Below are 18,873 nucleotides of genomic sequence, written 5' to 3'. Positions count from 1 at the left end.
CTCAACAGACTTCTTTTCGAGAAAGCACATGCTCAACAATGATCGCCTGCTGGTGCAGATCCTGCTCCTGGTGCTGTTTGGTGCCAGTTTCTGGGTGATGGCGCCGTTCTGGTCGGCGCTGTTCTGGGGCGCGGTGCTGGCGTTTGCCAGCTGGCCGCTGATGCGCCTGTTGACCCGCGCCCTGGGCGGCCGTGAGTCCCTGGCAGCGGGGATTCTGACCTTGGGCTGGATGTTGCTGGTGGCAGTGCCACTGGTGTGGCTGGGCTTCAACCTGGCCGACCATGTGCGCGATGCCGTGGCGCTGATCAAGGACGTCCAGGTCGACGGCCTGCCCGAAGCACCCACCTGGCTGGGCTCGATCCCGTTTGTGGGAGAGCGGCTGGTGGGCATGTGGGACAGCATCGACCAGCAGGGCGCGGCCCTGATGGTCACGATCAAGCCCTACCTGGGGCAGGTCGGCAACTGGCTGCTGGCCCGCAGCGCGCAGATCGGCGGTGGCATCCTCGAACTGACCCTCAGCCTGGTGTTTGTATTCTTTTTCTACCGCGACGGGCCACGCCTGGCGATGTTCGTCCACCGCCTGCTGGAGCGTTTGATCGGTGATCGCGCCGGCTACTACATCGACCTGGTGGCCGGTACGGTGCAACGGGTGGTCAACGGCGTGATCGGCACCGCCGCCGCCCAGGCATTGCTGGCACTGATCGGCTTCCTGATTGCCGGCGTGCCCGGGGCACTGGTGCTGGGCATCGTCACCTTCCTGCTCAGCCTGATCCCCATGGGCCCGCCCCTGGTCTGGATCCCGGCCACGGCCTGGTTGGTATGGAAGGGCGATTACACCTACGCGGTGTTCCTCGGCGTCTGGGGCACATTCATCATCAGTGGCGTAGACAACGTGCTCAAGCCCTACCTGATCAGCCGCGGCGGTAACCTGCCACTGGTGATCGTGTTGCTGGGGGTATTTGGTGGCTTGATCGCGTTTGGCTTTATCGGCTTGTTTATCGGGCCGACCTTGTTGGCGGTGGCGTATAGCCTGTTGACGGATTGGAGCGCGACTCAGGCGCAGGTTCGTCGCGAGGACAAGGTGAGCTGATCCTTTGTAGGAGCCGGCAATGGCTAGGTCCAGGGTAGTCACGTTTTTGCCGTCACCTGCGGGCGAGGCTACTGTCGGGGCATGTTGCAGGCGTGTCGTGAATGTATCTGCTTTGAAATATTAGTCGGTTCTCCCAGAAAAATAGGCGCTTGCCGAGGATTTACCGATCATCGGATCCCGCAAAGCCGCTGCTTGCGCTACAATCCGCGCCGATTTCGACTTGCCTGAGAGCCCATTCCAATGTCCGTCTGCCAGACTCCTATCATCGTCGCCCTGGATTACCCTACCCGTGACGCCGCACTGAAGCTGGCTGACCAGTTGGACCCCAAGCTCTGCCGGGTCAAGGTCGGCAAGGAGCTGTTCACCAGTTGTGCCGCAGAAATCGTCGGCACCCTGCGTGACAAGGGTTTTGAGGTGTTCCTCGACCTGAAATTCCACGATATCCCCAACACCACCGCGATGGCGGTCAAGGCCGCGGCCGAGATGGGTGTGTGGATGGTCAACGTCCACTGTTCCGGCGGCCTGCGCATGATGGCCGCGTGCCGTGAGGTGCTGGATCAGCGCAGCGGTCCCAAGCCGTTGCTGATCGGTGTGACCGTGCTGACCAGCATGGAGCGTGAGGACCTGGCCGGTATTGGCCTGGATATCGAGCCCCAGGAGCAAGTACTGCGTCTGGCGGCCCTGGCGCAGAAAGCCGGCCTCGATGGCCTGGTGTGTTCGGCGCTGGAGGCCCAGGCGTTGAAGACTGCCCATCCTACGCTGCAACTGGTGACCCCGGGGATTCGTCCGGCGGGCAGCGCCCAGGACGATCAGCGGCGGATTCTTACGCCGCGCCAGGCGCTGGATGCGGGTTCTGATTACTTGGTGATCGGTCGTCCGATCAGCCAGGCGGCCGATCCGGCCAAGGCCCTGGCGGCGGTGGTTGCCGAAATCGCCTGATGCCTTTGCGCTAAAAATGTGGGAGCTGGCTTGCCAGCGATGCAGGCACCTCGGTTTTTCAGTCAGTCCGAGGTGATGCTATCGCAGGCAAGCCAGCTCCCACAGTTGCTTACGGTGTGCCGCTTGGCACCCGATCCCACAAGGGCGCTGTGGGGTGTCAGTTGACCTTCAGCACCAACTTGCCAAAGTTCTCGCCGTTGAACAGCTTCATCAGCGTTTCAGGGAACGTCTCCAGTCCCTCGACAATATCTTCCTTGCTCTTGAGCTTGCCTTGCGCCATCCAGCCGGCCATTTCCTGCCCGGCGGCGGCAAAGTTCGCCGCATGGTCCATCACCACAAACCCTTCCATGCGCGCCCGATTGACCAGCAGTGACAAGTAGTTGGCCGGCCCCTTCACGGCTTCCTTATTGTTGTACTGGCTGATGGCCCCGCAGATCACCACCCGCGCCTTCAACGCGAGGCGGCTGAGCACGGCGTCGAGGATATCGCCGCCGACGTTATCGAAATACACGTCCACGCCTTTTGGGCATTCGCGCTTGAGGGCCGCCGGCACGTCTTCGTGCTTGTAGTCGATGGCCGCGTCGAACCCCAGTTCCTCCAGCAAAAACTTGCACTTGTCGGCGCCGCCAGCAATCCCTACCACGCGGCAGCCTTTGATCTTGGCGATCTGCCCGGCAATGCTGCCCACCGCCCCGGCGGCGCCGGAAATCACTACGGTATCGCCGGCCTTGGGCGCGCCGGTGTCGAGCAGGGCAAAGTAGGCGGTCATGCCGGTCATGCCCAGCGCCGACAGATAGCGCGGCAGCGGCGCCAGTTTCGGATCGACCTTATAGAAACCGCGCGGCTCGCCGAGGAAGTAATCCTGTACACCCAGGGCGCCATTCACGTAGTCCCCGACCGCGAATTTCGGCGTGTTCGAGGCGATGACCTGGCCTACGCCCAAGGCGCGCATGACTTCGCCGATGGCGACCGGCGGGATGTAGGACTTGCCTTCATTCATCCAGCCACGCATGGCTGGGTCGAGGGACAGGTATTCGTTGCGCACCAGCACCTGGCCGTCCGCCAGGTTGCCCACCGGCACTTCCTGGTAGGTAAAGGTGTCCCGCGTGGCCGCACCGACCGGGCGTTTGGCAAGCAGGAATTGGCGGTTGGTCTGGGCAGTCATGGCAAGGACTCTGGATAAATGGACCTCAAGTGATAGACCTTCCAGGCGCCAGGAGCAAGGTCGGCCGATACCTGCGAATGCCCGGCGATAGGCTGGGTTGATAGTGGGCCCGGCAGGCTTATCACTGCCGTGCATGGGCGCTCAACCGGCCCTCTGATAGTGCTGACGCGCGGCGCCTGGCCCTGGCTATGCTGGGCCCACGGGCATTCATCCAAGGATATAAGCAATGAGCATGACGTTTTCCGGCCAGGTCGCCCTGGTCACCGGCGCTGCCAACGGTATCGGCCGCGCCACGGCGCTGGCATTCGCCAACGAAGGCCTGAAGGTCGTGGTCGCCGACCTGGATGTGGCGGGCGGAGAGGGCACCGTCGCGTTGATCCGCGAGGCGGGCGGCGAGGCGTTGTTCGTGCGCTGCAACGTCACCCTGGAGGCGGATGTGCAGCAACTGATGCAGCAAGTGCTGAACAGCTATGGTCGCCTGGACTATGCGTTCAACAATGCCGGCATCGAGATTGAACAGGGCAAGTTGGCCGATGGCACCCTGGATGAGTTCGACGCCATCATGGGGGTCAACGTCAAGGGCGTGTGGTTGTGCATGAAGTATCAGCTGCCGTTGCTGCTGGCCCAGGGCTGTGGGGCGATCGTCAATACCGCGTCGGTGGCGGGGTTGGGGGCTGCGCCGAAGATGAGTATTTATGCGGCGTCCAAGCATGCGGTGATTGGCCTGACCAAGTCGGCGGCCATCGAGTACGCGAAAAAGAAAATCCGCGTCAACGCCGTGTGCCCGGCGGTGATCGACACCGACATGTTCCGTCGTGCCTATGAAGCCGATCCGCGCAAGGCTGAGTTTGCCGCCGCCATGCACCCGGTCGGGCGCATTGGCACGGTCGGGGAAATCGCCAGCGCGGTGCTGTATCTGTGCAGCGATGGCGCCGCGTTCACCACTGGCCAGGCATTGGCCGTGGATGGCGGTGCGACGGCTATTTAGGACGGGTCGCCGTGCACTACTGAGAAAGTGATTTCCAGTGCTGTGGGGCGTTTCCGCAGGTGGCAAGATGCCCTGGGCTATTGTGTTTCAATAGGTAAATAACCCAATAAAATCAATGATTTAATAAATTTATGAACAGGGTGATCCTGGCCTTCTGTGCTTAACTGTTTTGAGTTAAATGCCAAACAGTTGAAGGGGGGTGGCTCATGGATTTAGGGATCAATCGACAAGCCCTTGTACCGGTGGTTCAGCAAATTGTCAGCGCCATTGCCGCATGGATTCGGGAGAGCGGGGTCAGCCCCGGAACGCGCCTGCCTTCCATCCGGCAACTGGCCCAGGACAACCTGCTCAGTCAATCCAGTGTGATCGAGGCGCTGGAGCGCATGGTGGCCGAAGGGGTCTTGGCCTCAAGGGCCGGTTCGGGGTTTGTTATCGCCGAGCAACCGGTGGTCAGCAGCCCATTGGCGGAGTGCCAGTGGTATGAGGGGGCAGAACGCAGGTGGGGGGCCTTTACCGATAATCAGTTGGGAGAATTGAAGCTGGGGTGCGGCTGGCTGCCGGACTCCTGGCGTGAAAGTGATGACATCAGTTATGCGATTCGCGAAATCAGCCGTACCGATACCGCTGGGGTTTTCAATTACAGCACGCCCCTGGGGTTGCCGGCGTTACGTGAGCAATTGCACAAGCGCCTGACACAGATCCAGGTGGCCAGCACTGCCGAGCAGATCCTCACCACCCACGGCGCGAGCCATGCCCAGGACCTGCTGATCCGCACCTTGCTCAAGGCCGGCGACACGGTGGTGGTCGAGAGCCCTGGCTACGGCAACCTGTATCGTCAGTTGGCTTTCCACGGTGTCATGTTGCTGGAGGTGCCCAGAACTCGCAGCGGCCCGGATATCCAGGCCCTGGAAACGCTGCTGGCCCGCCACCGCCCCAAGTGCCTGTTCATCAACAGCCTCTACCACAACCCGACGGGCACCAGCCTGTCGCGGGTGGTCGCCGAGCGTCTGTTGCACCTGGCCCACACTCGGGACTTCCTGATTGTCGAGGAGGATGTCTACGGCGACCTGCAACATGCTTCCTGTACCCGTCTGGCGGCGTTGGCCCATGATGATCGGGTGATCTATGTCTCGAGCTTTTCCAAGACCCTGAGCAGCGCCCTGCGGGTTGGCTATCTCACCGCCAGCACGGCCCTCATCAGCCAATTGCTCAAGCTCAAGACCTTGACCGGTATGGGCACCTCACGCTTTGCCGAAGCGATGGTGGCCAGTCTCCTGACCAACGGCACCTACCGCAAATGGGTACAGCGCCTGCGCCGACGGCTGAGCGCGGAGATGGCGAAGACCTTGCAGGTGCTGGAGGATGAAGAGTGGGAGGTCTTTGCGGTGCCCGCAGGTGGCATGTTTGTGTGGGCGCGCCCGGGTTCAGGGGATGGCTCAAGGGTGCACGCAAGGGCCCGACAGCTTGGGGTCTTGCTGTCTTCCGGCGAGTTGTTCAGCCCGACCGGCGAGCACGCTGAATGGCTGCGGATCAATGTGGCCTATGCTTGCGATCATCGGGCCCTGGCATTGTTCAAAGCCATGGGCCCCACAGGATCGACCTCCACCATTCTGAAAACGACGGGGATGTAGCTTTTTGCCATTATTGTGGCGCCAACGTCTTGTGTTGCAGGGCCCGGGATTGCGAATCTCGTTGCATGGATACCGGGCTTGCTGGCGTTCGCCACCCCAAGAGGACTTTGCGCAATGATTTCGGCCGTGCAACGACGATTTGCCAACCTTGGGCTGGCCAGGAAGCTGGGGCTGGGGTTTGCCCTGGTATTGCTGTTGACGGCCCTGGTGGCGGCGATTGGCGTGTGGTCCCTGCAAACCGTTGGCCAGCGTTTTGTGGGGCTCAAGGGCATGTCTTCGCTCAATGAGGGGCTGCTGAATGTGCGTTTGATTGAGCAGGAGTATGCGTTGCGCAGCGATGCCGACTCGGTCGAGGTCCTGCACCAACGGGTGGATAGCCTGGTGGCCGAAGCCCAGGCGCTCAACATGAGCGAGGTCGAGCAGGCGCTGGGCGCCTATCGCAAGGCATTTGACGAATTTGTCGAGCTGACCCAGGCCAAGGACCTGGCGCTGGAAATGGCCAGTTGGTCGGTGTCCAGTGTCGCCAACAACCTTGATGTATTGCAGGCCGGCCTGGCCGACGATGGGGCCTATAACCTCAAGGAAAGCCAAGGCAAAGAGGGCGCCGAGTTTATCGAGCAGGCCGGGCAGGTGGGGCAGGTTTCGCGCTTGATGTTGCAGGCCATGAACGAAGCCCATGTGCGCCTGGATCAGAGCCGCAAGGGCGACGCGGACAGTGCCGGGCAAGGCCACATCGAGCAGGCCGATCAGGCCCTGGCCCAGGCCGGGCAACTGCAGACCCTGGTCAAGGATCCTGGCTATCAGACCGTGCTCAATGAAGTGGTCGGGCATATCGGAGCCTTCAGCGAAAAACTCACCGAATACACCGGCCTGCTGGCCCAGGAAAAAATCGTCTACCAACAGTTGCATGAGCGGGCCGCGCAAGTGGTGGCGCAGGTCAACCAGGCCTATGCCGCGCAGGACCAGTCGATGCAGGCGCAGTTGGCCAAGAGCAGCTTGCTGATCATTGTGTCATCGGCCCTAGCTTTATTGGTCGGGGTGATTGCCGCGTGGCTGATTACCCGGCTGATCGTGATGCCGCTGCGCAGCGTGATTGCCGTGGCCCGGCAGATTGCGGCCGGGGATCTCAGCGGGCGCATGGAGGTGAGCCGACAGGACGAGATGGGCCAGTTGATGCAGGCGATGCAGCAGATGGGCGGGGGCCTGAGCAATATGGTCAGCGGGCTGCAGGCGGGGATTGAACAATTGGCCAGCTCGGCCCAGTCATTGTCCAGGGGGACCGAGCAGACCAATCTCGAAGTCAGTAGCCAGAAAGAAGAAACCGAGCAAGTCGCCACCGCCATGAACCAGATGGCCGCCACGGTGCACGATGTGGCACGCAATGCCGAGCAGGCCGCGCAAGCGGCGCAGACCGCCGACGACAAGGTCGACACTGGCCAGCAGGTGGTACGCCAGAGCCTGCAGCGCATCGAGCTGCTGGCCAGTTCGGCGACCTCTGCCAGCACCAGCATCGAAAGCCTGAGCGCCGAAATCCAGAATATCGGTAGCGTGTTGGAGGTGATCAAAAGTGTTGCCGAGCAGACCAACCTGCTGGCGCTCAACGCCGCCATCGAGGCGGCACGCGCCGGGGAGCAAGGGCGCGGCTTTGCGGTGGTCGCCGATGAGGTGCGCGCCCTGGCCAGGCGCACCCAGCAATCGACGGAGGAAATCGAACGTCTGGTCAGCACCTTGCGCAGCGCGGCGCAGTCTTCAGTGCGGGATATCCAGCACAGCGGCGAGCTGGTGAAGCTGGCTGTCAGCGATGCCCTGGAAACCGAAAGTGCGTTGGGCAGCATTGCCGCGGCGGTGTCGCTGATCCAGCAGATGAACCAGCAGATCGCGGCGGCGGCCGAGCAGCAGAGCTCGGTGGCCGAAGAAATCAACCGCAGCGTCACCAGTATCCGCGCCAGCGCCGATCAATCGGCGCTGAGCATGCAGGGTAATGCGGCATCGAGTATCGAGTTGGCGCAACTGGGGGCGGAACTCAAGGGGATGGTGGGGCATTTCCGGCTGTGATCATATTCAGGGCCGGAACGAGTTCCCTGGGGGAGCTGACACCCTGAGGTGTACTCACGGGCGCCATCGCGGGCGAGCCCGCTCCCACAGGGGGGAGTGTAGCTGCGCGCCTCGGCATCTCATCTACATTGGAGATACTCAAGGTGTGATCAGGCGTGATTGGCCAAAAAGGTCAGCAGTGCCTCATTGACGAAATCAGGATTTTCCCGGCTGGAGATATGCCCTGCGTCCGGGATCAATACCAGATCGCAGCCGATCAGATCGGCCATTTCCTGCGCTTCTGCGGGTGGGCGCGGCTGGTCCTCGTTGCCACACATCACCAGAGTCGTATCAGCATTCAGGCGGGATAAGCCTTCCAGCGCATCCCCACGACCGAAAATCAGGCGACCCAGGGGCACGATGCTTTGCAGCAGACGATCCTTGGGGAAGTCGCGCAGGGACTGGCGGAAGTCCTGATACAGCGCAGAGTCGTGGTCGATGCCGGGGCGGAAGAAGATCGGCACGATGATATCCAGCAGGGCATCTGGAATAGCACCCGCGGCCTCGATTGCGCCGAGCAGTGCGAAATACTGTTCGCGGGTGGCCTCAGGCTCTGCGCCCAGATAGGTATCCATCAATACCAGGCTGTTGACCCGCTCGGGCGCCAGCAACGCCAGCGGCGCAGCCCACATGCCGCCGACGGATAAACCCACCAGGTTGACCTGGGCAATCTCCAGATGGTCCAGCAAGGCCAGGGCCTGGCGTGCCAGGTCGTCCAGGGTGCGGGTCTGTGCCGGTAGCGGGCCAGACTCACCGTGACCCCACAGCTCTGGCACGATCACTCGGTACTGTTGCGACAGGGCGGCGATCTGCGGTGCCCACATGTGCTGGTCCCACAGGTAGCTCTGGCCGAGCAGGACAGCAGGGCCCGCGCCCTGGTCCACGTAGTGCAGGGGCTGACCATCAATGATGACACTTGGCATGAAGGCCTCTTTCGTTTACGGAATGAAGTGCACTTTTGTACGCGAGTTATTGCAGCGAGGGGTAGAGGCAGGATGATGGCTCCGGGTGCAAAGCATGCACCCGGCGAATCAAGGCAGGAGAGGATCAGTCGTAGATGACTTTCTTTTTCCACTCAGCATCAGCGTCATCGGCTTTCAAGCCTGCGGTCAGCTCATTGGTCTCTTCGGCGGTTTGCTGGCTGTTGGTCAGCACCATGGAGTTGGCACGCGCCAATTGTTTTTCCAGCAGTTGCAGGTGCTGGCTGTAGGTGGCCGGTTCAGGCTGCTTGCGCAGGTATTGCACGCCGCGCTCGAACGCCAGGCGCGCCTGGCCGGGCTGCGCCTGTTGCAGCGCGTGTTGGCCAAGATTGTTGAAGAACTCGATGTGCAGCAGCACCAGCAGGTGACGGATTTCGCGGAACCAGTGCTTGGCCTCGTTGGTGGGCAAAAAGCCGTCCTGGGCGGCGCGGGTGACCTGGCCGTGCAGGGCTTCGAGCAGGAAGCGTACATCCTTGGCCTTGGCTTCGGTCTGGATCGGCCCTGGAGGGTTGTTCACCGGGATCGACTCGCCCTGGCCCACCAGTGCTTCCAGCTCGGCAATACGGGCCTTGATGGTGCTGCTGGATTTGTTGAGGTGGAGCATGCGTTGGTTGACGTTCAGTTCCAGGCGGGTCAGCAGCAGTTTGAGCTGCGGCGTCATCAGTTGGCCGGGGAACGTCTCGGTGATCTCGCCACAGCGGCGCAGCCGATCATTGAGCTCAATCTGGGCCCGGGCTTTTTCCAGTTTGTTGTTTTCCACCACGTGGTTCATGTAGCCAATGGCGATCAGTATTACGATCGCGGCTATTACCAGCAGGGTGATCATGAGTGGTGTCACCGGTGTGACCTCTTTGTAGGATGTGCGTTGAAGTGTAGTGATTGGCGCTTGCGGCGGATAGGACTCTTCGACGAGATGAGTCAGTGCTTTCATCTGTATATGTAGTAACTCTGAATAGATGCACATTGCCACCATTCGCGGGTCAGGACTATAACGTCTTGTCGGGCGCCAGAATATAGGCGCCAAAGCCTGGACGGCGAGAAACTCCGACAGTGGCGGTAAAGCGGGGCGAAGTCATTGATTTAAATAAATTTATCCTTGGGGGTTGACGACCTTTCAATCCATCCATAGAATGCGCGCCACTTACAGCGTAAAGCACACAGCGAAACGCGGTAGGGAGTGAATGTTGTACGTGTGTCCCCTTCGTCTAGTGGCCTAGGACACCGCCCTTTCACGGCGGTAACAGGGGTTCGAGTCCCCTAGGGGACGCCATTGCGGGAATAGCTCAGTTGGTAGAGCACGACCTTGCCAAGGTCGGGGTCGCGAGTTCGAGTCTCGTTTCCCGCTCCATTTTTAAACAGTGTGGCTTTCGGGCGGCACTGAGTGAAACCAGGACCAAGTCTTCGGACAAGGCCTCTGGGCACTGGAACACACACCATGTGTTTCAGTTAGCGTGTCCCCTTCGTCTAGTGGCCTAGGACACCGCCCTTTCACGGCGGTAACAGGGGTTCGAGTCCCCTAGGGGACGCCATTTGCGGGAATAGCTCAGTTGGTAGAGCACGACCTTGCCAAGGTCGGGGTCGCGAGTTCGAGTCTCGTTTCCCGCTCCATATTCAACAAAAACGCCGCTCAGTGATGAGCGGCGTTTTTGTTTGTCTGCAATTCAAGCCTGCGCAAATGGACCCGCCGCACAAGCGGGTCCAGGTGCTGGGTCAGAGTTTCGGCAACTGCCCGATACGGCCCATCATTTCCGTCACGATCTGCAGGTCCAGCAGGAACTGCTCGGTGGTCTTGAACTCGTTGTCGGTGTGCCCGGTGTATTTGACCTCGGGGCGGGCCAGGCCGAATTGCACGCCATTGGGCAGGTCATGCACCGAGGTTGCGCCAGCCGAAGTCCCGTACTCAGGCTTCATGCCCAGGTTTTCCGTGGCCACGGCCAGCAGCGCCTTGACCCATTCACCCTCGGGGTTACGGTACATCGGCGCGGCGACCGAGTAGTCGAAGGCTGGCGCAATATGGGTCTTTTGGCTCCAGGCGCTCAGCTTGTCAGCGATCTCTTTCTTGAGCGTTTCTGGGGATTTACCTTTTGGCACCCGCAGGTTGACCGCCAGCTTGAAGGCTTTTTCATCCATGCCGACAAAGGTCGGCGAGGTGGTCAGTGGCCCCATGAACGTATCGGCAAAGCCCACGCCCAATTTGCCGCCCAGGTAATCCAGGCCCCAGTTATCGGCGGCATAGCGGGCAGCGTCAGTAATCTCGTTGTGTTTGAACGCAACCTTGCCGTCCAGGCTGTTGATAAAGACCAGCATCCGCGCCACCGGGTTGATGCCCGATTCGGGTTCGGAAGAGTGCGCCGATACCCCGGTGACGGTCAGCTTGACGTCTTTGTCGACGACCTTGGCATCTACTGTGAAATCGCCACCATTGGCCTTGGCGAATGCACTCCCGGCCTGTTGCAGGCTGGCAGCCAGTTCGGCGGGGCTGTCGCTGCGCAACGTGGCCACCGATGCCGAAGGAATCTGGTTGGTCGCCAGGCCGCCGGTCATGGCAATGATTTCGGCGCCTTTGCCGTCGGCTTTGCGCTTGGCAAAGGTGGCCATGACCGTGCCATAACCCTTTTCGGCGATGACGACCGGGTAGCCGCCGTCCAGCGCGAGGTTGTAGTTGGGCGTCGGGTTGTGTTCGAAGTAGTAGGGAATGGCGTCGCCGGTGGTTTCTTCGGTGGTGTCCACCAGCAGCTTGAAGTTGCGTGCCAGGGGCAGGTTTTCTTCCTTGATCACTTTCATCGCATACAGCGTCACCACGATGCCGTTCTTGTCATCCTCGGTGCCGCGGCCGTACATGCGGTCGCCAATCAGCGTGACCTTGAACGGGTCGAGGCGGGTGCCATCGGCCAGTACCCAGTTTTCCGGGGTCACCGGCACCACGTCGGCGTGGGCGTGGATGCCCACAACTTCGTCGCCGGCACCTTCCAGGGATATTTCGTAGACGCGGTTGTCGATATTGCGGAACTTCAGGTTGAACGCCTGGGCCAGGCTTTTGATCTTGTCGGCGATCTTGATGAATTCTGGGTTGTCGTGCTGGGCTACGCCCTCCACCTGGAAGGTCGGTATGGCCACCAGCTCGCGCAGGGTTTCGGTAGCCGCCGTGCCGTATTTCACTCGGGCGTAGAGGCCCAGCAGGCGATGAATTCCGTTTTGCTGTTCGGCGGACAGGCGTTTGTTATCGAGAAAAGCACTGATTGCCGGGCCCAAGTCGGCGGTTTTGCCCAGTTCACTTGTGGCCAGGCTGCCGAGGAAGGTGCGGAAGTCCTTGATCGAGGCGTCATTAAACGTCTTGAGGATGGTCGCGCTCTGTTGCGGGGTGATATTGGCGAACGCTGGTGCGGTAACGGCGGACAGGCTGGCGGCCATCAGGGTGGCGGCGGCCAGGCGCTTGAGGGAGAAGTCCATTGCTGGGGGCATTCCTTTGCAGGTGGTGAGTAGGAGGTTTCCGATTTTTATGTCGGAAACATTTTCACACACTAGCATCACCCACAAGCTCCAGGGGAGCCCCTTGCGCGGTGATGTCCTATCTCAATAATAAAACGCCGCCTGCCATCAATCTGTCAGTCGAGGCTGTAGCGCACCGACAACGTGCCCTTCTTCTCCGACAGGCCGAGGATCGTGACCTGGCCGACTTGGGCGAGGGCCTGTACGTGAGTGCCGCCGCAGGCGTAGGGCGGCAGATCACCAAAACCTACTTCCCGGGAGCCGCTTTGCAGCGTCATTTGGCGCGGTAAATCTGCGGCGATCCATTGGTTGACCTGTTGTTGCAGGGCATCGGCCTCCATGTTCTGGGCGAACTCCCCACGGATAAAACTGATCTTGCCTTCGCCTGGCCAGTGGTGGGCCTTGATCGGCATCCAGCCCAGGGTCTCACCGGCGTTGCCAATCAGATGCCCTGCCGAATGCAGGCGTGTATGCAGGGCGCGGCGCTCGCCGTCGACCCGCGCTTGCTGGAGCCCGAGTGCGACGGGCTGGTCCACGTAGTGCACGATGCGCTCGGCTTCCTGCACCACTTTCAACACGTTGCTGTCTCCCAGCCACCCCGTATCAAAAGGCTGGCCGCCACCCTGGGGGTGGAAAATGGTGGAGTGCAGCACCACCGCAAACTGCTGCTCAAACGGCGTGCACTCCAGCACATCAACATCGGCAACCAGGTGGTCATGGGTAAAAAACAGGCGCTGGGTCATCGTCTACATCCGCATCAGGGTTCTAAACAGCAGTATAAGTAGTGCGCCAATGGGTGATAATCCGCTGAAATCTCAATGGACTTGTGCGTCATGAGCATCAATCTTCCTTTGCCGCTGCTGGGCGAAATGGCGATTTTCGTCAAGGTGGTGGAAACCGGCAGCTTCTCCGAGGCGGCACGCCAACTGGGGGCGTCGCCATCGGCGGTAAGTCGCAGCATCTCGCGCCTGGAACAGGCCCTGGCCACGCGGCTGCTGCAGCGCACCACGCGCAAATTACGCTTGAGCGAAGGTGGCGAAGAGGTTTTCAAACGCTGCCAGGAAATGGTCAGCGCGGCGCGCTCGGTGATGGAAATCAGCGGCCAGTACACCCACGAAGCCGAAGGGCTGGTGCGGGTCAGTGTGCCCAAGGCGGTCGGGCGGTTTGTGGTGCATCCGCATATGCCGGAGTTCTTGCGGCGCTATCCCAAGGTCGATGTGCAGTTGATCCTCGAAGATCGGCAGGTGGATTTGATTGATGACAATGTCGACCTGAGCATCCGCATCACCGATAGCCCGCCACCGGGGTTGGTAGGGCGCCAGTTATTACCGATTGAGCATTTATTGTGTGCCACGCCACAGTATCTGGCCGCCCACGGTACGCCGCTGCATCCCCATGATTTGCTGGGGCACAGTTGCATTTACCTGGGCGAAACGCCGGGGGATGCGCGCTGGAAATTCCGCCAGGCGGGTAAGACAGTGACGGTGGGGGTACGCGGGCGGTATGCGGCCAATCACACGGGGGTGCGGCTGGATGCGGTGTTGCAGGATGTAGGGATTGGCAGCTTGCCGTACTTCACCGCGCGGCATGCCTTGGAGGAGGGGCGGTTGGTGCAGGTCCTGGCGCAATGGGATTTCATTGCCTCGTACCATGGGGATGCCTGGTTGCTGCATTCGCCCACACGCTACCTGCCGCCGAAGTTGCGGGTGTTTATTGATTATCTGGTGGAGTGCATGGCTAAGGAGCCTACATTGCGTCGGCGGTAGGCGCGCGATCGAGAATGTGGAGCAGGTTAGTGTGGGAGCGGGCTTGCCCGCGATGGCTGAGTGTCAGTCGATACATTGGTTGACTGATATACCGCTATCGCGGGCAAGCCCGCTCCCACACAAGCCCGCTCCACATTGGGATCTTTGGTGCTTTTGAGATCAGTGCTTGGGCTGGTCGTTGGACATGGCCAGCAATTGCTTTTCCTGGTTCCAGTCGAACGGTTCGTCGTTCTGTTCGGCTTCGAAACGACGTTCTTCCAGGGCCTGGTACAGGTCCAGCTCATCGTCGGGCATGAAGTGCAGGCAGTCACCGCCGAAGAACCACAACAGGTCGCGCGGTACCAGATGGGCAATCTGCGGGTAGCGCAGGATGACCTGGCTCATCATGTCCTGGCCCAGGTATTGGCTTTCGATCGGGTCGATGGGCAGCAGGGCCCGCAGTTCATCAAAGCGTTCCAGGAACAGCGCGTGACTTTCCTCGGGAACCTGTTCGGCTTCGCCGACGGCAACCAGGATGCTGCGCAGGTGGTCGAGCAAGACGAGATGATCGGCAACGACGTTGGACACGAGAGTAAGTCCTCAAAAGCAAAAACGGGCGCGAGAGTATATAGCCCTCGCGCCCGTTTTTATATGACGGTTGGTCTCAGCGGACTCTGCCGGGCGCCTGGGCCAGCTCCTCTTTGCTGAAGTCATCCACGTCGATCACCTTGCGCCGCGCCGCTTCCGCGTCGCGCAGGGTTTGCGCTTCAGCCGGTTGCAGCACGCCAGCTTCCAGTGCGGCGTCGATGGCATGTTCCCCTGCGCGCGGCTTGACCTGGCCACTTTTGAGGGCGCTGTGGAGTTTCTTTTGCAGCGTGTGGCTGGCACCCAGTAGGTCATAGGCGTGTTGCAACGCGCCGACCGGATCTTCCGCCGATTGCGGGCGATAGCAGCCAGCCAGCAGTTCTTCCAGGGTCGGGTCGCCCTTGGCTCGGCCAATCACTGCGGCGACTTCAGCGTCCAGTGCATCGGACGGGCCTTTATGGCGACGCCCGAATGGGAACACGATGACCCGCATCAGGCAGCCCAGCACTTTGTTGGGGAAGTTGCTAAGTAACTCATCCAGCGCGCGTTCCGATTGGCCAAGGCTTTCTTCCATGGCCCAGGCAAACAGCGGTTCCAGATGATCTGGGGAGTCGAGGTCGTGGTAGCGCTTGAGCGCCGCCGAGGCCAGGTACATATGGCTGAGTACATCCCCCAGCCGTGCCGACAGGCGTTCACGACGCTTCAGCTCACCACCCAGCAGCATCATGCTCAGGTCTGCCAGCAGGGCGAACGCGGCGGCCTGGCGGTTGAGGGCGCGGAAGTAACCCTGGCTCAAGCGGTTGCCCGGGGCTTTTTCGAAGTGGCCCAGGCCCAGGTTCAACACCAGGGTGCTGGCGGCGTTGCTCACCGCAAAACCGATATGTTGCAGCAACAGCCCATCGAACTCCTTGAGTGCCTGGTCGCGATCTTCACGACCGGCGAGGGCCATTTCCTTGAGGACGAATGGATGGCAGCGAATCGCCCCCTGGCCGAAGATCATCAGGTTGCGCGAAAGGATATTCGCCCCTTCCACGGTGATGAAGATCGGCGCCCCCTGCCAGCTGCGGCCCAGGTAGTTGTTGGGGCCCATGATGATGCCCTTGCCGCCGTGCACGTCCATGGCGTGGCTGATGCACTCGCGGCCGCGCTCGGTCAGGTGGTACTTGAGGATCGCCGAGAGCACCGAAGGTTTTTCCCCCAGGTCGACCGCATTGGCGGTGAGCATCCGCGCACTGTCCATCAACCAGGCATTCCCGCCGATACGGGCCAGGGCTTCCTGGATGCCCTCGAAGGCGGACAGCGGTACGTTGAACTGCTCGCGCACCTGGGCGTACTGACCGGTCACCAGGCTGGTGAACTTGGCTGCACCGGTGCCCACCGCCGGAAGGGAGATCGAACGGCCGACCGACAGGCAGTTCATCAGCATCATCCAGCCCTTGCCGAGCATTTCCTGGCCACCGATCAGGAAGTCCAGGGGAATGAACACATCCTTGCCGGAGTTGGGGCCGTTCATGAATGCCGCGCCGAGGGGCAGATGACGGCGCCCGATTTCCACGCCGGGGGTGTCGGTGGGGATCAGCGCCAGGCTGATGCCCAGGTCTTCTTCCTCGCCCAGCAGATGGTCCGGGTCATAGGCCTTGAAGGCCAGGCCCAGCAGGGTCGCGACCGGGCCCAGGGTGATATAGCGTTTTTCCCAGTTCAGGCGCAGGCCAAGGGTTTCCTTGCCTTGCCATTCGCCCTTGCAGATCACACCGGTGTCGGGCATCGCGCCGGCATCGGAGCCGGCCAGCGGGCCGGTCAGGGCAAAGCATGGGATGTCATCGCCACGGGCCAGGCGCGGCAGGTAGTGGTTGCGTTGCTCGTCGGTACCGTAGTGCAGCAGCAGCTCGGCCGGGCCGAGGGAGTTGGGGACCATGACGGTGGAGGCGAGGTCGCCGCTGCGGGTCGCCAGTTTCATTGCCACCTGGGAGTGAGCGTAGGCGGAAAAGCCCTTGCCACCGAACTCCTTGGGGATGATCAGGGCGAAGAAACCGTGTTGCTTGATATGGTCCCAGGCCGTTGCCGGTAGGTCCATGGCCTGGCCGATTTCCCAATCGGTGACCATCGCGCACAGCTCCTCGGTGGGGCCGTCGATAAAAGCCTGTTCCTCTTCGGTCAACTGCACCTTGGGGTAGGCCAGCAGCTTGTCCCAGTCGGGGCGGCCGCTGAACAGTTCGCCGTCCCACCACACGGTCCCGGCGTCGATGGCATCGCGCTCGGTCTCGGACATCGGCGGCAATACTTTCTGGAACCAGTTGAACAGCGGTGCGGTGAAATACTGGCGACGCAGGTCGGGCAGCAGCAGGGGGGCGGCGACTACCGCGAGCAGCACCCAGAACACCAGCAGCAACCAGCCCGGTGCATGGCTGAAGGCGCCCATCGCCAACAGGTAGACGGCGACCACGCCCAGGGCGGGCAGGGGCGCGGTACGACGGTGTGCCAGGTAGGCAATGCCGAGCACCAGAACCAGTATCCACAACAACAGCATATTCAATCCTCCGTGAAACCAGGGGCAGAAGCACCCTCAGAGCTTAGCCGGCATCCGGAAAAGCGGTGCCTGAGGGTGTTACGTGGTGTGGCGGGAAGTGCTCGACAGTCACAGGCAGCAGGCGCCGACATTTGGCCGAATCGTCGTTAACCTTCGGTCGGGCCTGTGGTTAGACTCCAGGCTCGCCTCGGAGAAAATCCCCATGAATGCGTACTTGAGTCCCAGCCGCTTCATCGATAGTGACCACCCCACGGTGGTGGAGTTCGCCGAAAAACATCGCGGTTCGAGCCGTGATCCCCGTGACCAGGCAGTCAGTCTGTATTACGCCGTGCGCGAAGCGGTGCGCTACAACCCTTACACCTTCAGCCGCGATCCGCAAACCCTGCGTGGTAGCTACGCCCTGGCTGCCGGGCAGAGCTATTGCGTGCCCAAGGCCACCCTGCTGGCGGCGTGCGCCCGGCATTGCGGCATAGCGTCGCGCATTGGCCTGGCCGATGTGCGCAACCATCTGTCGACCCCGCGCCTGATCGAGTTGCTCAAGAGTGATGTGTTCGCCATGCATGGCTACACGGAGTTGTATCTGGATGGGCGCTGGGTCAAGGCGACCCCGGCGTTCAACCAGCAATTGTGCGAATTGTTCGATGTGCCGCCCCTGGATTTCGACGGAATCAACGACAGCGTTTTCCACCCGTTCAACCGCCAGGGCCAGCGCTCCATGGAGTATGTGGTGGACCATGGGCAATTTGCCGAGGTGCCCGAGGAATTCTTCTTTGCCCACCTGGAAAAGTGTTACCCGCACCTGTTTGGCGAGCATTCGCCGCAATTGTTAGGTGATATGCAGAGCGATTTGAGTCGCGGCTGAACCGGCGTATGCTGCTCCGGCATTCATCCACTGGGAGGCGGTCATGCTGAAGATCTGGGGTCGTAAAAATTCGTCAAACGTCAGGAAAGCACTGTGGTGCGCCGAGGAACTCGGCCTGGACTATGAGGCAATTGATGCGGGCGGGGCCTTTGGTGTGGTCGATACACCGCAGTACCGGGCATTGAATCCCAATGGCCGGGTGCCGATGATCGAGGACGGCGAGTTTGTGTTGTGGGAATCCAACACCATCGTGCGTTACCTCTGCGCCAAACAGGCTTCGAGCTGGTACCCCGCCGATCTGCAGGCGCGGGCCAATGCCGAGAAGTGGATGGACTGGACCACCTCGACCTTTGCCGAACCGTTCAAAACGGTGTTCTGGGGCATTTTGCGCACGCCGGCCGAGCGGCAGGACTGGGACAGCATCCATGCCGGGCGCAATGCCTGTATCGACGTGTTGAAAACCGTGGACCAGGCCCTGGCTGAGCAGCCCTACCTGTCCGGCAACGAGATCGGCATGGGTGATATTCCCCTGGGCAGCTTTATTTATGCCTGGTTCGAGATGCCGATCGAACGCCCGGCGATGCCCAATCTAGAGGCGTGGTACCGGCGTTTGCAGCAACGTCCGGCCTATCAAAAAGCGGTAATGACCGCGTTGACTTAATACTGACTATTAATACAGGTGACTGTACTTGTGCGGCGCAGGCAAGCACCATGCTTGCCGTGCGCTGCGGTTGTATTAGGTGTGGCGCGCCCTTATCTATTTCTTCTATTCCCTTCC

The 18,873-nt window shown here is 61.0% G+C and carries 15 protein-coding genes and 4 tRNA genes; 12 read left to right on the top strand and 7 right to left on the bottom strand.

Features of this window, described 5'->3' with window-relative positions; translation table 11 throughout:
- Positions 1–28 precede the first annotated feature (28 nt).
- Positions 29–1,090: an AI-2E family transporter gene (locus HBO24_RS12645; protein ID WP_057438884.1), complete on the top strand. Its 1,062-nt coding sequence runs from the start codon at positions 29–31 to the stop codon at positions 1,088–1,090.
- Between the two features lie 240 nt (positions 1,091–1,330).
- On the top strand, positions 1,331–2,029 hold the full coding sequence (gene pyrF / locus HBO24_RS12640) for an orotidine-5'-phosphate decarboxylase (RefSeq protein WP_057438885.1): 699 nt from the start codon (positions 1,331–1,333) through the stop codon (positions 2,027–2,029).
- A gap of 157 nt (positions 2,030–2,186) precedes the next feature.
- Here pyrF and HBO24_RS12635 read toward each other — a convergent pair whose 3' ends face one another.
- On the bottom strand, positions 2,187–3,194 hold the full coding sequence (locus HBO24_RS12635) for an NADP-dependent oxidoreductase (RefSeq protein ID WP_057438886.1): 1,008 nt from the start codon (positions 3,192–3,194) through the stop codon (positions 2,187–2,189).
- Between the two features lie 226 nt (positions 3,195–3,420).
- On the opposite strand from HBO24_RS12635, the gene HBO24_RS12630 reads away from it, so the two are divergent.
- The 3 genes from HBO24_RS12630 (at position 3,421) to HBO24_RS12620 (ending at position 7,868) form a co-directional block, all read left to right on the top strand.
- The gene (locus HBO24_RS12630) at positions 3,421–4,182 is read left to right on the top strand and encodes an SDR family oxidoreductase (protein WP_170059813.1); all 762 of its coding nucleotides are present in this window, start codon (positions 3,421–3,423) and stop codon (positions 4,180–4,182) included.
- Positions 4,183–4,388: 206 nt separating this feature from the next.
- On the top strand, positions 4,389–5,813 hold the full coding sequence (locus HBO24_RS12625) for a PLP-dependent aminotransferase family protein (RefSeq protein WP_170059812.1): 1,425 nt from the start codon (positions 4,389–4,391) through the stop codon (positions 5,811–5,813).
- A gap of 114 nt (positions 5,814–5,927) precedes the next feature.
- On the top strand, positions 5,928–7,868 hold the full coding sequence (locus tag HBO24_RS12620) for a methyl-accepting chemotaxis protein (protein WP_170059811.1): 1,941 nt from the start codon (positions 5,928–5,930) through the stop codon (positions 7,866–7,868).
- A 149-nt stretch (positions 7,869–8,017) separates the two neighbouring features.
- On the opposite strand, the gene HBO24_RS12615 is transcribed toward HBO24_RS12620, so the two are convergent.
- Positions 8,018–8,830 carry an alpha/beta fold hydrolase gene (locus HBO24_RS12615; RefSeq protein WP_057959005.1) on the bottom strand — a complete coding sequence of 271 codons (813 nt, stop codon included), beginning with the start codon at positions 8,828–8,830 and terminating at the stop codon, positions 8,018–8,020.
- A gap of 124 nt (positions 8,831–8,954) precedes the next feature.
- The gene (locus HBO24_RS12610) at positions 8,955–9,725 is read right to left on the bottom strand and encodes a hypothetical protein (RefSeq protein ID WP_170059810.1); all 771 of its coding nucleotides are present in this window, start codon (positions 9,723–9,725) and stop codon (positions 8,955–8,957) included.
- A gap of 356 nt (positions 9,726–10,081) precedes the next feature.
- On the opposite strand from HBO24_RS12610, the gene HBO24_RS12605 reads away from it, so the two are divergent.
- The 4 genes from HBO24_RS12605 (at position 10,082) to HBO24_RS12590 (ending at position 10,495) form a co-directional block, all read left to right on the top strand.
- Positions 10,082–10,157, top strand: a tRNA-Glu gene (locus HBO24_RS12605).
- A gap of 2 nt (positions 10,158–10,159) precedes the next feature.
- A tRNA-Gly gene (locus tag HBO24_RS12600) sits at positions 10,160–10,235 on the top strand.
- A 105-nt stretch (positions 10,236–10,340) separates the two neighbouring features.
- Positions 10,341–10,416: transfer RNA gene (locus HBO24_RS12595), tRNA-Glu, on the top strand.
- A 3-nt stretch (positions 10,417–10,419) separates the two neighbouring features.
- A tRNA-Gly gene (locus HBO24_RS12590) sits at positions 10,420–10,495 on the top strand.
- A 102-nt stretch (positions 10,496–10,597) separates the two neighbouring features.
- Here HBO24_RS12590 and HBO24_RS12585 read toward each other — a convergent pair.
- The gene (locus tag HBO24_RS12585; RefSeq protein WP_170059809.1) at positions 10,598–12,337 is read right to left on the bottom strand and encodes a dipeptidase; all 1,740 of its coding nucleotides are present in this window, start codon (positions 12,335–12,337) and stop codon (positions 10,598–10,600) included.
- Between the two features lie 155 nt (positions 12,338–12,492).
- Complete coding sequence (locus HBO24_RS12580; protein ID WP_057438890.1) at positions 12,493–13,119, bottom strand: hypothetical protein; 627 nt, start codon at positions 13,117–13,119, stop codon at positions 12,493–12,495.
- Between the two features lie 90 nt (positions 13,120–13,209).
- Between HBO24_RS12580 and HBO24_RS12575 the strand changes: the two genes are divergently transcribed.
- Positions 13,210–14,142 (top strand): LysR family transcriptional regulator, encoded by a 933-nt coding sequence (locus HBO24_RS12575; RefSeq protein WP_170059808.1) that lies wholly within the window; start codon positions 13,210–13,212, stop codon positions 14,140–14,142.
- A gap of 159 nt (positions 14,143–14,301) precedes the next feature.
- On the opposite strand, the gene HBO24_RS12570 is transcribed toward HBO24_RS12575, so the two are convergent.
- Both HBO24_RS12570 and HBO24_RS12565 read right to left on the bottom strand, forming a co-directional pair.
- Positions 14,302–14,709, bottom strand: coding sequence for a PA2817 family protein (locus HBO24_RS12570; RefSeq protein ID WP_057438892.1), 408 nt, complete (start codon positions 14,707–14,709; stop codon positions 14,302–14,304).
- Positions 14,710–14,785: 76 nt separating this feature from the next.
- A complete protein-coding gene (locus tag HBO24_RS12565) occupies positions 14,786–17,233 on the bottom strand; it encodes an acyl-CoA dehydrogenase (RefSeq protein ID WP_170059807.1) in 2,448 nt (815 codons plus the stop codon).
- Positions 17,234–17,435: 202 nt separating this feature from the next.
- On the opposite strand from HBO24_RS12565, the gene HBO24_RS12560 reads away from it, so the two are divergent.
- Both HBO24_RS12560 and HBO24_RS12555 read left to right on the top strand, forming a co-directional pair.
- Positions 17,436–18,095 (top strand): transglutaminase family protein, encoded by a 660-nt coding sequence (locus HBO24_RS12560; RefSeq protein WP_057438894.1) that lies wholly within the window; start codon positions 17,436–17,438, stop codon positions 18,093–18,095.
- A 43-nt stretch (positions 18,096–18,138) separates the two neighbouring features.
- Entirely contained in the window at positions 18,139–18,756 is a 618-nt protein-coding gene (locus HBO24_RS12555; protein WP_170059806.1) for a glutathione S-transferase, read from the top strand.
- The last annotated feature ends 117 nt before the right edge of the window (positions 18,757–18,873 follow it).

This window comes from Pseudomonas sp. WS 5410 (assembly GCF_012985645.1).
Lineage (GTDB): Bacteria > Pseudomonadota > Gammaproteobacteria > Pseudomonadales > Pseudomonadaceae > Aquipseudomonas > Aquipseudomonas shahriarae.
The sequence above is the reverse complement of the archived record's forward strand: the minus strand, read 5'-3'. Positions and strand labels throughout refer to the sequence as shown.